Annotated in this window: 13 protein-coding genes; 8 read left to right on the top strand and 5 right to left on the bottom strand. The window is 48.0% G+C overall.

Translation table 11 applies throughout. From position 1 onward, the window contains the following. Positions 1–19: 19 nt before the first annotated feature. Both E4V70_RS03010 and nusA read right to left on the bottom strand, forming a co-directional pair. Complete coding sequence (locus E4V70_RS03010; protein ID WP_232037876.1) at positions 20–2,647, bottom strand: DNA polymerase III subunit gamma/tau; 2,628 nt, start codon at positions 2,645–2,647, stop codon at positions 20–22. Positions 2,648–3,306: 659 nt separating this feature from the next. Continuing rightward, complete coding sequence (gene nusA / locus E4V70_RS03015) at positions 3,307–4,407, bottom strand: transcription termination factor NusA (protein ID WP_122861932.1); 1,101 nt, start codon at positions 4,405–4,407, stop codon at positions 3,307–3,309. A 148-nt stretch (positions 4,408–4,555) separates the two neighbouring features. On the opposite strand from nusA, the gene E4V70_RS03020 reads away from it, so the two are divergent. Genes E4V70_RS03020 through E4V70_RS03055 form a run of 8 tightly spaced genes read left to right on the top strand, consistent with a single transcriptional unit; the run spans position 4,556 to position 10,678 of the window. Beyond that, on the top strand, positions 4,556–4,798 hold the full coding sequence (locus E4V70_RS03020) for an HP0268 family nuclease (RefSeq protein WP_002949978.1): 243 nt from the start codon (positions 4,556–4,558) through the stop codon (positions 4,796–4,798). Then, the gene (miaB, locus tag E4V70_RS03025; protein WP_122861931.1) at positions 4,795–6,105 is read left to right on the top strand and encodes a tRNA (N6-isopentenyl adenosine(37)-C2)-methylthiotransferase MiaB; all 1,311 of its coding nucleotides are present in this window, start codon (positions 4,795–4,797) and stop codon (positions 6,103–6,105) included. Before E4V70_RS03020 ends, miaB begins: the two co-directional genes overlap by 4 nt. Next, positions 6,095–6,721: a lysophospholipid acyltransferase family protein gene (locus E4V70_RS03030; protein ID WP_122861930.1), complete on the top strand. Its 627-nt coding sequence runs from the start codon at positions 6,095–6,097 to the stop codon at positions 6,719–6,721. The genes miaB and E4V70_RS03030 overlap by 11 nt, the downstream gene beginning before the upstream one ends. Beyond that, positions 6,718–7,170 (top strand): hypothetical protein, encoded by a 453-nt coding sequence (locus tag E4V70_RS03035; RefSeq protein WP_122861929.1) that lies wholly within the window; start codon positions 6,718–6,720, stop codon positions 7,168–7,170. Before E4V70_RS03030 ends, E4V70_RS03035 begins: the two co-directional genes overlap by 4 nt. A gap of 56 nt (positions 7,171–7,226) precedes the next feature. Beyond that, positions 7,227–8,228: a hypothetical protein gene (locus E4V70_RS03040; protein WP_122861928.1), complete on the top strand. Its 1,002-nt coding sequence runs from the start codon at positions 7,227–7,229 to the stop codon at positions 8,226–8,228. Then, positions 8,221–8,751: a hypothetical protein gene (locus E4V70_RS03045; RefSeq protein WP_122861927.1), complete on the top strand. Its 531-nt coding sequence runs from the start codon at positions 8,221–8,223 to the stop codon at positions 8,749–8,751. Before E4V70_RS03040 ends, E4V70_RS03045 begins: the two co-directional genes overlap by 8 nt. Next, positions 8,738–9,265 carry a hypothetical protein gene (locus tag E4V70_RS03050; RefSeq protein ID WP_122861926.1) on the top strand — a complete coding sequence of 176 codons (528 nt, stop codon included), beginning with the start codon at positions 8,738–8,740 and terminating at the stop codon, positions 9,263–9,265. The genes E4V70_RS03045 and E4V70_RS03050 overlap by 14 nt, the downstream gene beginning before the upstream one ends. 60 nt (positions 9,266–9,325) lie before the next feature. After that, the gene (locus tag E4V70_RS03055) at positions 9,326–10,678 is read left to right on the top strand and encodes a DUF438 domain-containing protein (protein ID WP_122861925.1); all 1,353 of its coding nucleotides are present in this window, start codon (positions 9,326–9,328) and stop codon (positions 10,676–10,678) included. Between the two features lie 126 nt (positions 10,679–10,804). Here the strand turns inward: E4V70_RS03055 and tilS are convergent, their stop codons facing one another. Genes tilS through panC form a run of 3 tightly spaced genes read right to left on the bottom strand, consistent with a single transcriptional unit; the run spans position 10,805 to position 13,923 of the window. Next, the gene (tilS, locus tag E4V70_RS03060) at positions 10,805–11,791 is read right to left on the bottom strand and encodes a tRNA lysidine(34) synthetase TilS (RefSeq protein WP_122861924.1); all 987 of its coding nucleotides are present in this window, start codon (positions 11,789–11,791) and stop codon (positions 10,805–10,807) included. Between the two features lies 1 nt (position 11,792). Continuing rightward, positions 11,793–13,100: a 30S ribosomal protein S12 methylthiotransferase RimO gene (gene rimO, locus E4V70_RS03065; protein ID WP_122861923.1), complete on the bottom strand. Its 1,308-nt coding sequence runs from the start codon at positions 13,098–13,100 to the stop codon at positions 11,793–11,795. 1 nt (position 13,101) lies between these two features. Then, on the bottom strand, positions 13,102–13,923 hold the full coding sequence (gene panC, locus E4V70_RS03070) for a pantoate--beta-alanine ligase (RefSeq protein ID WP_122861922.1): 822 nt from the start codon (positions 13,921–13,923) through the stop codon (positions 13,102–13,104). Between the last annotated feature and the right edge of the window lie 59 nt (positions 13,924–13,982).

Genomic DNA, 13,982 nt, shown 5'->3' on the forward strand with positions numbered 1-13,982 from the left:
CCTATTTCAGGCTCTTTCTTTAATTCAAATTCTCCAAACTCGGCTCTCCAAACAGTCGTTTGGCTTCTTTTAAAACCGCTTGATTTTTTGCGGCTTTGGGATCGGCTTGAGTTTTGGCGGCCAAATTTGGCGTAGGATTTTGAGCGTTCAAATTTGCCCCGCTTAAGGACGAGTCGTCAAAATTCGCTTCGCTTCGAAGCTCGTCGCCGACTAAATTTACCGTATCTAAATTTTGCCTTTTGGCGTTTGCCGACTCGCTCGCACCTTGCCCCAAAAATTCGTCGCTCGCGTCATAGTCCGCCGCCTCGCCAAACATCTCGCTCACATCGTCCGGATCAAAGGGCGGCTCGCCAAAGCTTGCCGTTTGCGGCGCGTGATTTTGGTTAAATTTAGCGGCGCTGCTTGGTTTTTGCTCCATTTTTGCGGCGTTTTGGCTTTCTAGCCGCTTTAGTTCGTCGTCTAAAAAGGCCAGATCCGCCCCCGCTAGGGCGCCGTCATCGGTCTTAAATTTCAGCGAATACGCCTCATGAAAATCGTGCGTGTCGTCGCGCATACTCTCAAAATCGGGCGCAAATTTAGGCTCTGTCGGCTGATCTAAACCCGCCTGCGTTTGCGAGTTTTGCGTCAAATTTTCCGCATTTTCGTTTAAATTTAAGGGCTCGGTTTCACCCATAGGCGAGCCGATATTTGTTTGCGCGCTCGGAGCCGATTCGTTTGCCGTTTGCAAAATATCCGCCTGTGTTTGCGGAGTCAAATTTTCCGCTTGCTCGTCCTGCTCGCCGCTTTTAAATTCGGCGTCCAAATTTTGCTCCGAGACTGTAGCCGCACCCTCCTCGCTACCGCCTGCAAACAAATTTCCGGTCAAATTTGAGGGCTCTTGCTCTTGGGCGTTTTGATTTGTATTTCCCGACGCGTCGTCCGCGTCAAATTTGGCACTCTCAGGGTTTGGCGCAGTTTCGTCGCCCTCAAATTTGTCCGCACTGTCGCGCTCATCGTTCAAATTTGCAGCGCTTTTTGCCGTCAAATTTTCTGACGCGTCCTTTTGCTCTGCGCCCCCTATTTCTAGGCTTTGCTTGGGAGTTATCTTTATCTTTGCGCTCTCGCCGAAAAGACTGCGCAAAATCTGCAAAATCACCTTTGAGCTCTCGCGAAGCCGCCGCTGATCGTCGCCGGCCGCACTCGAGGCCAGACTCATGCAGCCGCCTGAAAAGTCCAAAAACTCGATGCAGTTTTTAAAGCACTCGCCAAGATCAAAGCTGCGGTCGTAAATTTTGGCCAAAAACGCTTCGTAGGCTGGACTTGGGGTTTTAGCGGCGCCGGTTTGGCTGCCTAGCTCTTGATGAGTCTGAGTGCTCGAATTTGCCGATCCGGCCAGTGTCTTTGCGCTTAAATTTTGCTCCAAAGCCGCGCCGTTTTGCGAAGCGAGTTTAGCCGCGTTTGCACCCGTCAAATTTGACCCGCCCGTAGAGGCTGAAATTTGACCCGTCTGGGTAGAAGCCTTAAATTTAGCCGCGTCGCCTCGACCGCTAGCAAAATTTGACGCCGCACGGGAAGCGCCAAAATCAGCCGAGCGAGCTTGCGAATCCGCAAATTTTTCCCTTGCGTCCACGGCTATCATCTCGTCGATCGATTTTAGATTTATCGCCTCGATCATCATAAAAAGCATCACTCCAAGCACAAATCCGCCGTCACTGCTGACGCTTAGCATCGAGCGCGCCTGCGAGAGGATCCTAAAAAATCTCTCGTATAAAAGCAGCGAGTATTTCGGGCTTTGCGCGAGAAAATTCGCCTTGAGATTTGCCGTTATCTCATCTATCACCATCTCGGCGTCATAGCTCTCCAGCTGCGCTACCGCCGCGCTTACGGCCGATTTGTCGCCGCTCATAACGAGCGCCAAGATCTCCTCTATGCGCTGCGGATCAAGTAGTCCAAGCATCTGCGCGACGGCGCTTTGCGTGAGCTCGCCCTTGGCGTAGATGATGGCCTGATCTAGCAACGTGAGAGTGTCACGCAGCGAGCCCGCGCCGCTACGAGCGAGGATCTCGAGGGCCTCTTTTTCGTGCGGGACGTTTTCGCGGTTTAGGATAAAATCAAGATGCGCGACGACGTCCGGGCGCGAGATCTGACGAAATCTAAAATGCTGCGTGCGCGATAGCACCGTAGCCGGGAGCTTGAGCGGATCGGTCGTAGCCAGGATAAATTTGACGTAGGGCGGCGGCTCTTCGAGCGTCTTTAGCAGCGCGTTAAACGCGGGCGTGGAGAGCATATGCACCTCGTCGATGATAAAAATCTTAAAGCGCGCGATCGCCGGAGCGTACTTGGTCTGCTCAATGAGCCCCTTTATATCGTCGATGCCGCGGTGGCTGGCTGCGTCCATCTCGATGATATCGATGTGGCGGCCTTCGTTTGCGGCGATACAGTTGGCGCACTGCTCGCAGGGCCGGCTAGTCGGACCGTGATCGCAAACCAGCGCCTTTGAAAATATCCTCGCGCTCGAGGTTTTGCCGCTGCCGCGAAGTCCCGAAAAAAGGTAGGCGTGGGTGAGGCGGCTCTCGTCCAGAGCGTGCGTGAGGCTGGTGCTGACGGCCTCCTGGCCTACGAGCTCGCTAAAATTTCGCGGTCTATATCTAAGCGCTAATGCTTGCAACACGGATTTTTCCTTAAATTTAAGATGTGATATTCTACTTTTTTTTGGATAAAAATTTAATATATTACGGCTCGGCGCGTCGCGAGGCGAGATAAATTTCGGCGAGGAAATTTGCCTGCAAGCGCGAATTTGTCGTATGCAAGTACATGGCGGGCAAATTTGACGCATAGTGCTACTAGGCTCCTACAAAACTGAGGCAAATTTGACCCAAAATAGCCTAGCCAAAATGCCGTCAAATTTAGCCGCGGATATTTTGGCAATTTCGCGAAATTTGCTATAATCGCGCGAAAATGAAACTCAAAAAAGGGAGAAAATGAGAAAAGTTATATTATGCGCGCTTGCTTTGGTATTTGGATTTTTAGCTGCCGGTTGCGAGAGGAACGACTATCAGCACCCGATGTACCGCTCTACTAAAAATAAATAACCTCAAATCAGGCGGTCGCTCGCCGCCTTAGAATTTCACCACTCGCAGGCTTCTTTCATTTTATAAAGTATGGATACGGATAAATTTAACGCATTAAAGTAGAAAATAAAAATCGGCAAAATTTAGCAAGCAAAGCGGATCAAATTTGAGCTAAATTTATTTACTCAAATTTGATCCAGACACTATGCCCTAAATTTACCGCCCCAGACGCATGCGACCAAAAGGCTCAAATCAGCTACAGATCGCCGAAAAGCGCTTTTAGATCCTTCGCACTTTCGTCCTTAACCTCGCCTCTAGCGCCTAGCTCGTTTAGTTCGATCTCGTGACCGGTTAGCATACTGGCTAGCCTGATATTTATGCCACTTTTACCGATAGCCTTGCTCTTTTGCTCGGTCACTAGACTCACGACGGCTTTGTTGTCCTCGCCGATTTTAACGGAGCTGATGATCGCGGGCGCCATCGCTCGCGTGATGAGGATCGCAGGCTCGGCCGAATACTCGATCGCGTCAATATTTTCGCCGTTTAGCTCCTTTGTGACGGCATTTATGCGCACGCCTTTGGTGCCCACTGTCGCGCCCACGGGATCGACGTTAGGAGAGGTAGCTACGAGCGCTACTTTGGCGCGTTCGCCCGGGATTCTAGCGCTTGCCGCAATCAGCACTAGTCCGTCTTTGATTTCCGGCACTTCGGCTTTTAGCAGGGCTTCTAGGAATTTTGGCGACGTGCGGCTTAGCTCGACTTTGATGCCCATAGATTTGTCGATATAGACGCTTTTTATGACGGCCTTTACGACGTCGCCCGGCTTAAATTTCTCGCCTTTTATGCGGTTTTTGCGCGGCATCACGGCTCGCAGCTCGTCTATTTCTATGAAGGTATTTTCCTCGCTATCCACGCGCGTAACGGAGCCGAAAACCATGTGGCCGACCATGTCTTGATATTTTTGGAAGATTTTTTCCTCCATCAGGCGCTGGATGTGATACTCAAGCTCCTTGTGAAGCGTCTGCGCGGCGGTTCGGCCGAGGTTGTCGGTAGATAGCTCGTATGTTAGCTCGTCGCCGATCTCTACGCCAGAGTCTACTTTTTTGGCTTCGCTTACGCCAAGATAATGCTCGTTATCCTCGGCTAAGTGCTCGTCGCCATCCTCTACGACGGTAATTTTTTGATACAGATGAAGGGTCTTGGTCGCATTATCTATAACCGCGTCGTATTCGTAGTTTTCTCCGTAAATTTTCTTTGCGGTATTGATAATAGCTCTTATGACGCGCTCTTTTACGTCTTCGATTTCGAGCCCTTTTTCATTTGCGATAGATTCTATGATATCCGCTATTTTTTCCATATTATTTTTGCTCCGTTATTTAAATTTGGGGGAATTTTTGAGTTAGAGGGGTATTATACAAGCTTTATACTTTTAAGAAGTTTAATGCGTTTTTTAAGATGTTTTTGCTATATTCACAGATTAAATTAAAGATTTCAAAGGATTAAAAATGGAGCTAAAACTCGCTAGAACGCAACTTGACGCCAAACCAAAAACGATCTCTCTTGAAAAAATCGAAGCGGCATTTGCTAAAGATCCGCAACAAATTTTCTATTTCGACAGAGAAAACAGCCACAAACAACTCATCGCTTTGGTTGAATTTTTCGAGGAAAAAGGCCTTAGCGTCTATCACCGCACCGTAAAATACGGACTCGACGAAAACGACTATATGTACGAGGTGCACATCCTTTGAGCGCAGCGCAAAAAAAGCTCTTTATCCAGACTTTAGGCTGCGCGATGAACGTCCGCGACAGCGAGCACATCATCGCCGAGCTCAAGCAAAAAGAGGACTACGAGCTCACCCAGGACATCTCCGAGGCCGATCTCATCCTCATCAACACCTGCTCGGTGCGCGAAAAGCCCGTGCATAAGCTTTTTAGCGAGGTCGGCGGCTTTGAAAAAGTAAAAAAATCGGGCGCTAAAATCGGCGTTTGCGGCTGCACGGCAAGCCATCTGGGAAGCGAAATTTTTAAACGAGCGCCTTACGTGGATTTCGTACTCGGCGCGCGAAACGTCAGTAAAATTTCAGCCGCGGTTAAGACGCCTAAATTTATCTCCACCGACATAAATCACGACGAGAGCGAGTACGCATTCGGCGAATTTCGCGGCTCGCCGTATAAAAGCCACATAAATATCTCGATCGGCTGCGATAAAAAATGCACCTACTGCATCGTCCCGCACACTAGAGGCGACGAGATCTCGATCCCAGCAAATTTGATCCTGCGCGAAGTAAAAAAAGCGGCTGAGGGCGGAGCGAAGGAAATTTTCTTGCTCGGGCAAAACGTAAACAACTACGGCAAGAGATTTTCAGGCGCGCACGAGAAGATCGATTTTAGCGACCTGCTCGTAAAAATCAGCGAGATAGATGGCGTCGAGCGCATACGATTTACCAGCCCGCATCCGCTCCATATGGACGATAAATTTTTAGAAATCTTTAGTCAAAATCCCAAAATTTGCAAATCCATGCACATGCCACTCCAAAGCGGAAACACCAAAGTCCTGCGCGAGATGAAGCGCGGCTACACAAAAGAGTGGTTTTTGGACCGAGCCGCCAAACTGCGCGCGATGTGCCCGGAGGTTAGCATTTCAACCGACATTATCGTGGCGTTTCCGGGCGAAACGGACGAGGAGTTTGAGGACACGATGGACGTGCTAGAAAAGGTACGCTTTGAGCAAATTTTTAGCTTTAAGTATTCGCCTCGCCCGATGACTAAGGCGGCGGAATTTACCAATCAAATCCCAGACGCCGTCGCAAGCGCTCGCCTAACCCGTCTACAAAGCCGCCATAACGAAATTTTGGACGAAATCGTCGCGGCGCAAAAAGGTAAAATTTTCGACGTATATTTCGAGGAGCTTCGCGCAAACGGCGGCGTCGCCGGCAGAAGCTTTAATAACTTCCTCGTTCAAGTCGCAGGTAGCGAAGAGTTACTAGGCAAGACGCTAAAAGTGCGCGTGAACGACCCAAAGAGAATGGTGCTTTACGGTGAGCTTGTGGGCTAAATTTAAACGAAGCGTTTTTATAAATTTAGCCCCGCGCATTATCTATTTTTTTATTTGGATTATATTTTTAACCTGCAAAAAGAACTTTTCTAAGACAAATTTGACGAACGAGCCCTGCGTCGTGCTGTTTTGGCACGGCAGGCTAGCGCTAATGAGTTTTGCCTACATACACTGGTGGAGAAACGGCCAAAATCCGCAAAGACGCGCCAAAGTCATGATAAGCGACCACAAAGACGGCGAGATCATAGCGCGCGTGATTTCGTTTTTCGGTATCGGCGCCATCAGAGGCAGTAGCTCAAAAGGCGCGGTAAAGGCTCTCGCGCAAAGCTTTAGAGAGCTAAAAAGCGGCACCGACGTCATCATAACCCCGGACGGCCCGCGCGGCCCGTATCACAGCGTCGCCGACGGTGCAGTCGTCATCTCGCAAAAGCAAAATGCGCAAATACAAATTTTAAACTACGAAGCGAGTAAATTTTGGCAGCTAAAAAGCTGGGATAAAATGATAATCCCAAAGCCTTTTAGCAAGATTTCTTACACGCTCTCGCCGCCTTTTACCGTGACGGACATGGCGCTAGAAGACGCAAGAGAGCTAATAAAAAAGGAGATGGAAAAATGAGCTCAAAGACCGTTATCTTAATTATAGGAGCGCTTTTAGCAGCCGTTTTTATTTCGTTTATTACGCTTAGCCCATCTTATAAAAATGCCCTGCAAGCCAAATTTTACTACGAAGTGGGCGATTACGAAACCGCCTATAAACTATCAAAATCAGCCTACCATAAAGACATCTACAACAAACTAGCCCACACCGTGATGGTACAAAGCGAAATCTCGCAAAAATACGCCCTCTACATCGCCCGTTCAAACAGATATTTAGAAAATATACAAAAAATCAGCAAATCAGGCAAGGTAAGCAAGGTAAATTTAGATAAAATCCGAATGATGTGCGACATCGCGGTGAGCGACCATGATCTGCTCAAACCGTCAAATTTGACCGATCCGTCGCTACAAGAAGAAGCCAAAATAATAAGGGATAAATTTTTAACCCTGCAAAAAGAGCTGTTTTAATTGAACTTAATAGCTTTTTGGGTATGATAACGCATTGCAATTTTTAGGAGAAATCTTTGCTGATACGTCGTTTTTTTAGCGTCTTATATCTTAGCGCCGTTATCCAGTCCAAAAAATGCCTATTTTACGGCGAGGCCTACAAGGGCGCGAAGCTGTTAAAAACGATAAAAGCAGAATTTGACCTAGATGAATCCGGCGTAGTTTCCGAAAGAGCAAACGAGTACATAAGAAATTTGCAAAAAGAGTATAAATGGGTTTATCTTTCGCTGTTTTTCGACACACTCGAACAAGGCGCGTTTGAGGCTAAAAATGCAGAAAATCTCGAAAAACTAGGGATCAAAACAAAAGAAATAACCTGCATAAATCCCGCCAAAAACTGGCTCATATACGCAAAACACTCGGACGTCAAAGCCGCAGAGGAAAAGTTTACAGACATCGGCGTAGACGTACTTTATTCGCCAATCGCACTAACACAAAAAGAGATCGAAAAACATAATCTACCAACCGCAAGCACCCTTTTCGTCTACTCTTGCGAGGAGGGTTTTACTATCTGCATTACTTCGAGCGATGGGGTAAAATACGCTGCCGTTTGCAAGGAAAACGATGAAGAGTATAGCGATAGCGCTGATTTTGATAAAGAAAACAGCGACGAGATAGACGATTTTATCGCAAATGTAGACGAAAGCTTTAACACCATGGACGGTCTGGATGATCTTGGCGAAATGCTAAAAATGGACGACAACGATGAGGAGTTTGCGGACCTCGACTACGATATAAATATGCCAGAATCCACTGACGTAACGGCCTCGGTGTCGATATTTGGACGCGATATGAGCATATACCGCTATATCTCGCTAGCGCTTAAAGAATTTTACACAAATCCGCTTTACGAGGGCGATTTTATCGAAAACATCGTGATTTTTGACGCTACTGAGAGGACGAGCGCTACGTTTTTACATTATATAGAAAACGAGCTTTTGGTAAAGACCGCCGTTTATCCGGTTAGTACCCTAAAAACGATGACCGAGCTAATGAAAAAAGAGTTGGAAAATGACTAGTTATAGCTTCATAAAACCTCGAAAAAAACCGTTTTTTGATCTTTTTAGTAAAATTTGGCTACTTTTTATAGCTACAGCGGTGCTACTTTTTGCCATAGTAAATTTAGTCGTCGAGCTAAAAAGCAACTCGCTACTAAACGAAACGCAAATCTCAAGACAAAAGCAAGCGCAAACAAAAGAGCAGATCAGACAAACCGACGAGCTCACCGCGCTTTTAAAACAAAGAAGAGATAGCGCAAACGAGATCGCGGCCTCAAACGCCGTCTTAAAACAGAGCCTGCGCAACTTGCTCGATCTAGTACCCTCAAGCATCACGCTACACGAGATCGCGATGGATAAAAACTCGCTCATCGTAAAAGGCACTACGCCTAGCCGCGACGTTTATAACATGCTGCTTGCAACGCCGTTAAAGTCGATTTTTAACACATCAAACACCTCATTTTATCAGCTAGATAGCGGCTGGTTAAATTTCGTCAGCACAAACAAAACCGACATCTTAGAGGGCAAAAATGAGCAAAGATAGAAGCCTGCAAAATATCGACGTTACCAAGCTACTCATCTACGTACTCATTTGTATCATAGCTTGCCTCGCGATGATATTTGGCCTTTTGGTGCCGAGCATCAAGGAGTACAAGCAGGTCAAATACGAAAGCCGCATGCAAATAGCCGCAAGCGCGCAAACGCAAAGGCTCTACGACGCCAAGTCAAAAGCACTAAACGAGATAAAACAAAACGACAAGGCCCAGCTAGACGCGCTTGAAAACAAATTTGACGCGGATAAATTTACCCAGTTCGCATCAAAATATTTCGCAAACGTAAATCTAAGCGAGCTAAAAGAGGCCGCAAAAAACGGCGAGATGTCGGTCTACGAGCTAACCGTAACGGGCTCTATGAAAACTCCTGCTAAATTTTACGAGTTTATGGACGCACTACAAAGCTACGAAAATATCGTCAAAATCGACTTTCCGATCAAAATGCGCAAAGATACCGAGAAGATCGACGCGACCTTTGGTGTCAAAATTTACAACTTAAGATAAATCAAAGTTTTTAATCTCCGCTTTTTGTATAATCCTTAAAATTTAAGTTAAGGATACAAAATGATCAAATTTAACAATGCCGCCGTTGCCTTGGCGACAGCGATTTTAAGGGATTATCTTAGCGGAACGGCAAATTTTTTCGCCTCTAGAAAAGCTGCAAAATCGGAGCTAACGAAACTCACGCCGACAGATTTTGAAAACGTGCGCGCAAATTTGCTAAATTTAGGCTTTAAGAGCGAGTTTATCGACGAAAACGCCGCCGAGCTATCAGAAATCCTGCGCGGTATCCTAACCGCCGAGCGCCCCAAGCTACCAAAAGACCACCCTATCGCCACCTACATCAGCGAAAACGATGCCGCGCGCGAACTAATAGCAAAGGCAAAAGAGCTGCTAAAAAAGAAATTTATCAAAAACGAATGGCTTGAAATTTACGACAAACTTGGCGGCTTTAACAGGACGCACTTTGCCAGAAAACAGCACCAGCTCTACTCGATGCTCGAAAATAAGGGATTTGACCGCCCGTCGCGCTTTATGTGGAGCTTTGATAACAAGGTTCGCGACGGTATCGCCGCAGCGCGCGAGCTGCTAGAGGAAGGCAAGGCGGATGAGTTTATCGCGGCTCAGCACGAGATCTACGAAAATTTACTCGACCTGCTTGCACGCGAGGAGGCGGCACTCTATCCGACGTCGCTGGAGATGATCAGCGAGGAGGAGTTTCGCGCGATGAGACGCGGCGATGACGAGATCGGGTATTTTCTCGTCGAAAAACCGAGCGAATTTTATCCGTTAAATTTAGACTCCGGCGGCGGCTCGAAGTCAAATTTAAAGGATGTAAATTTGCAAAGCGAGTCAAATTTAAGCGCGGGAAATTTACAAAACGGCGATCTAAACGAAGCGGTTTTAAATCCGAATTTCCTAAAAGAGCTGTCAAATTTGATGAGCAAATACGGACTAAATCCAAACGCAAGCAGCGATAACAACGCAGTTTTTGACGTCGCTACGGGCAAGCTCACGCTAGAGCAGATCAACCTCATTTATAAGCACATGCCAGTTGACCTCTCCTTCGTCGATGAAAACGAGATCGTGAAATTTTACACCGACACCAAGCACCGCGTATTTCCGCGAAGCGCAGGCGTCATCGGGCGCGACGTGAAAAACTGCCACCCGCGCGAGAGCGTAGCCAGCGTGCTGGAGATCATCGACGCTTTTCGCAAGGGCGAGCGTGACGAGATCGACTTTTGGCTGGAGCTTCACGGCAAATTTATCTACATCTACTACGTGGCCGTGCGCGATGAAAACGGCGTATTTAAGGGGGTGCTAGAGATGATGCAAGACGTCACGCGCATCCGTAGCCTAGAGGGCAGACGCACGCTGGTTACGTGGGACGATCTAAAGAAAAAGTACGGGGAGTGATCGTCGAGGCTTTTAAATTTGATAAATTTGGTTAGCCTTTGGCAGTGACTTTGCTTGGTTGCGCGCGCTTTGCTGATCGGAAGATGTACGGGTCCAACTTTTTTAGTAACAGTTGCGGGTCAAAGCCTACAAAAGCTCTTTAAATTTAGATAGATCCGCGCCCGAAGCAAATAAAAATCCGCGGTTTATCGGCGGGATTTTTAGGGTACGGCACGCTTCTTTAAATTTCTTCTCCATCGCTGGCTTAACGTAAGGCGTCACAAGAATAAAATTTGCGCCAGCTCCGACGGCCACCTTACTGCTTAGCACGCAGTCGGCGTCGTTGTCTAGGCAGCGCGCGCATTCGTTTCGCTGCGCCGAGCTTAGCACGAGCCCTAGCCGCTTGCACGCCTGATCGACGCCGCGAAGCTCATTTGCGCCGCGTTTTACGAGATAAATTTTAGGCGCAGGGTTAGAAATCTCAGGAGTTAAATTTAACGCATCGGCCGCCAAAAACTCAAAGCTTTTTTTCGCGCCGCTAAAGTACTCGTTTAAAAACGGTTCGCTAAATTTCGCGCGAATAAAGCCGCGTTTAAAGCGGTCCGTTAAATTCGTCTCGTCGGTGAAGTATTTTAGATTTCGCTCACGCAAAAACCGCTCCAGCTCGCACTTTCGCACGCCTAAAAGCGGACGAGCGATCACGCAGTCCTCGCGAGCTTCAAGCTCTTGCATGCCTAGCAGTTCGCTAAGCCCTGCGCCGCGCCCAAGCTGCATCAAAAACCACTCGAATTTATCGTCAAACTGATGCGCCAAGATCAAATTTTCATATCCCTGCTCGCGGCAAATTTGGCTGAAAAACTCATATCTAGCCGCACGAGCCTCGTGCTCGAAATTTGACTCGCCCAGCTGCACGCTTTTTACGTAAATTTGTTTATTAAATTTAGCCGCCAGATCTCGTGCCGAAGCGACTTCGTCCTTGCTCTGCGCGCGGACGTTATAGTCCACGATCGCAAGGTCAAATTTCACGCCCGCCCCGTCAAGAAGATAAAAAAGAGCCGTGCTGTCGACGCCGTGAGAAAAAGCAAGCAGATTTCGCCCCGATTTTAGCTTATGTAAAACGGGCGCACTTAGCATTTTAGGCCTTTGCCGTGATCTTGCCTAGCGCCTGGCTGCCCGCTACCTGCGTGATCTCGCACCAGTAGCGACCGCCGGTTTCTAGCTGCTCCACGTCGCTTTCGTTGATCAAAATTTCGCCGTCGATGTCCTTATCCCACAGCGCCTTTTTCGCGGCATAAAACATCTCGCCCTCGCTGCTTTCGCCCTCGAGCGAAACGATAAATTTCTTGCCCAGCTCCTGCGCGAAGCTTTCTTCTATCGCGGCTCGAGTGATCTTTTCTATTTTACTTAGGCGCTTTGAGATGATTTTGGCGGGCACTTGTTCCATCTCGTACGAGAGCGTGTCCTCCTCTTTTGAATATGCAAACGCCGAAACGCGGTCAAATTTAAATTCCTGCAAAAACGCGCAAAGCTCGTCAAATTCGGTTTCGGTTTCCCCAGGGTGTCCGACGATGACACCCGTTCGCAAAAATGCATCGGGCGCGCTTTTCATCAAATTTAAAAGCTCTTTAATCCGCGCCGCACCGCTTCCGCGCCTCATGATTTTTAGCATTTTCTCGCTTGCGTGCTGGATCGGCATGTCAAAGTAGTTCACGAATACGGGCGAAGCGACGATGCGCTCAATTAGCGCGTTTGAGGTGGTGCTAGGATAGAGATAGAGTATGCGCGCGGTTTTGACGCCCTCTATCTTCTCGACCGCGTCAATGAGTGAGATGAGCCCGTCGCTAACCGCGTGATCGCGCATATACGAGCTGCTATCCTGAGAGAGGAAGCTAAAGTCGTAGTAGCCCTTTTTTACGAGCTTTTGCACCTCGTCTACGATATTTTCGAGCGCGCGGGATTTTAGCTTGCCCTTAAAGGTCGGGATCGCGCAGAAGCTGCATTTTTGATTACAGCCCTCTGAAATTTTGATGTAGGCGTGGTAGTTTGAGCCCGTTATCACGCGCTCTTCGCTTGCTTGCAGGTAGGTTTCGGGGCTAAATAAATTTTGCTTTTTTAGGATGATCTCGTCGATCTTGTCGTAGTCTCCGACGCCGGTAAATAGATCGACCTCGGGCAGCTCCTTCATCAGCTCCTCGCGGTAGCGCTGCATGAGGCAGCCCGTTACTACGAGCAGGGAGCCTTTTTTACGCGCTTCGTGCATGTCTAGGACCGCGCGGATGCTTTCCTCTTTAGCAGAGTTTATAAAGCCACAGGTATTTACAATGATGACGTCGGCGCTTGCGACGTCGGGCGTGATCTCGTAGTTTGAGAGGCGTCCGAGCATGATTTCAGAATCCACCAGATTTTTGTTACAGCCTAAGGATACTAAGTGAAGTTTGCCCATCTTATACCCACAGATTGTCGATCAGACGCGTTTTGCCCACATACGCGGCGATTAGGATGATGGTGTTGTTTGGCTCTATTAGCGAGATTTCGTTTAAATTTCTATCCACGATCGCGACGTAGTCGACGTTTAGCGGCTCTAGGGTTTGTAGCATCTCGCCTTTTATCGTTTGCGCGCTTAGCTCGCCGGCTGCGATCAAATTTGAAGCTTTTTTAAGCGAATGCGAAAGCTTAAGCGCCTCTAGCTTTTGCCCTTCGTCCAGGTAGGCGTTTCGCGAGCTAAGCGCCAGTCCGTCGGGCGCGCGGACGATCTCGCAAGGCACGATCTCTAAATTTAAAAAATAGGTCTTTACGAAATTACTCACGATGAGTAGCTGCTGCGCGTCCTTTTTGCCCATATAGACGCGCTTTGCGTTTGTTAGATTAAAGAGCTTGTTTAGCACTCGAAGCACGCCGTCAAAGTGTCCGGGGCGAGTCTTACCCTCGAGCACGCTTGCTAAATTTTCAGGCGCACTGATTAACGGCTCGGTATCAAAATATAGCTCCCTAGCCTCAGGCGCAAACATCGCATGCACGCCCAGCCCTTCGCAAATTTTAGCGTCGTTTTGTTCATTTTTCGGATAGTCCTCAAAGTCCTCGCCGGCTAAAAACTGCGTCGGGTTTACAAAGGTCGAAACGATCGCGGTTTTGTTTTCCGCTACGCACTTTTCTATGAGGCTAGCGTGTCCGTCGTGAAGTGCGCCCATAGTGGGTACGAAGCCGATATTTTCGGGATTTGCCGCGACGAAATCTCGCAGCTGTTCTGCTGTTCTTAAAATTTGCATTTTCTCTTCTTTTAGGTTTAATTTTAACGCGCGATTATAGCAAATTTTATCTTTACTCT

The organism is Campylobacter showae (genome assembly GCF_900699785.1).
GTDB lineage: Bacteria > Campylobacterota > Campylobacteria > Campylobacterales > Campylobacteraceae > Campylobacter_A > Campylobacter_A showae_D.

Excerpts from the sequence above, each read along its gene's own strand:
- nusA (WP_122861932.1), bottom strand. The coding sequence starts at position 4,407 with ATGGAAAAAATAGCGGATATCATAGAATCTATCGCAAATGAAAAAGGG.
- E4V70_RS03020 (WP_002949978.1), top strand. The coding sequence starts at position 4,556 with ATGGAGCTAAAACTCGCTAGAACGCAACTTGACGCCAAACCAAAAACG.
- E4V70_RS03035 (WP_122861929.1), top strand. The coding sequence starts at position 6,718 with ATGAGCTCAAAGACCGTTATCTTAATTATAGGAGCGCTTTTAGCAGCC.
- E4V70_RS03045 (WP_122861927.1), top strand. The coding sequence starts at position 8,221 with ATGACTAGTTATAGCTTCATAAAACCTCGAAAAAAACCGTTTTTTGAT.
- E4V70_RS03050 (WP_122861926.1), top strand. The coding sequence starts at position 8,738 with ATGAGCAAAGATAGAAGCCTGCAAAATATCGACGTTACCAAGCTACTC.
- E4V70_RS03055 (WP_122861925.1), top strand. The coding sequence starts at position 9,326 with ATGATCAAATTTAACAATGCCGCCGTTGCCTTGGCGACAGCGATTTTA.
- tilS (WP_122861924.1), bottom strand. The coding sequence starts at position 11,791 with ATGCTAAGTGCGCCCGTTTTACATAAGCTAAAATCGGGGCGAAATCTG.
- rimO (WP_122861923.1), bottom strand. The coding sequence starts at position 13,100 with ATGGGCAAACTTCACTTAGTATCCTTAGGCTGTAACAAAAATCTGGTG.
- panC (WP_122861922.1), bottom strand. The coding sequence starts at position 13,923 with ATGCAAATTTTAAGAACAGCAGAACAGCTGCGAGATTTCGTCGCGGCA.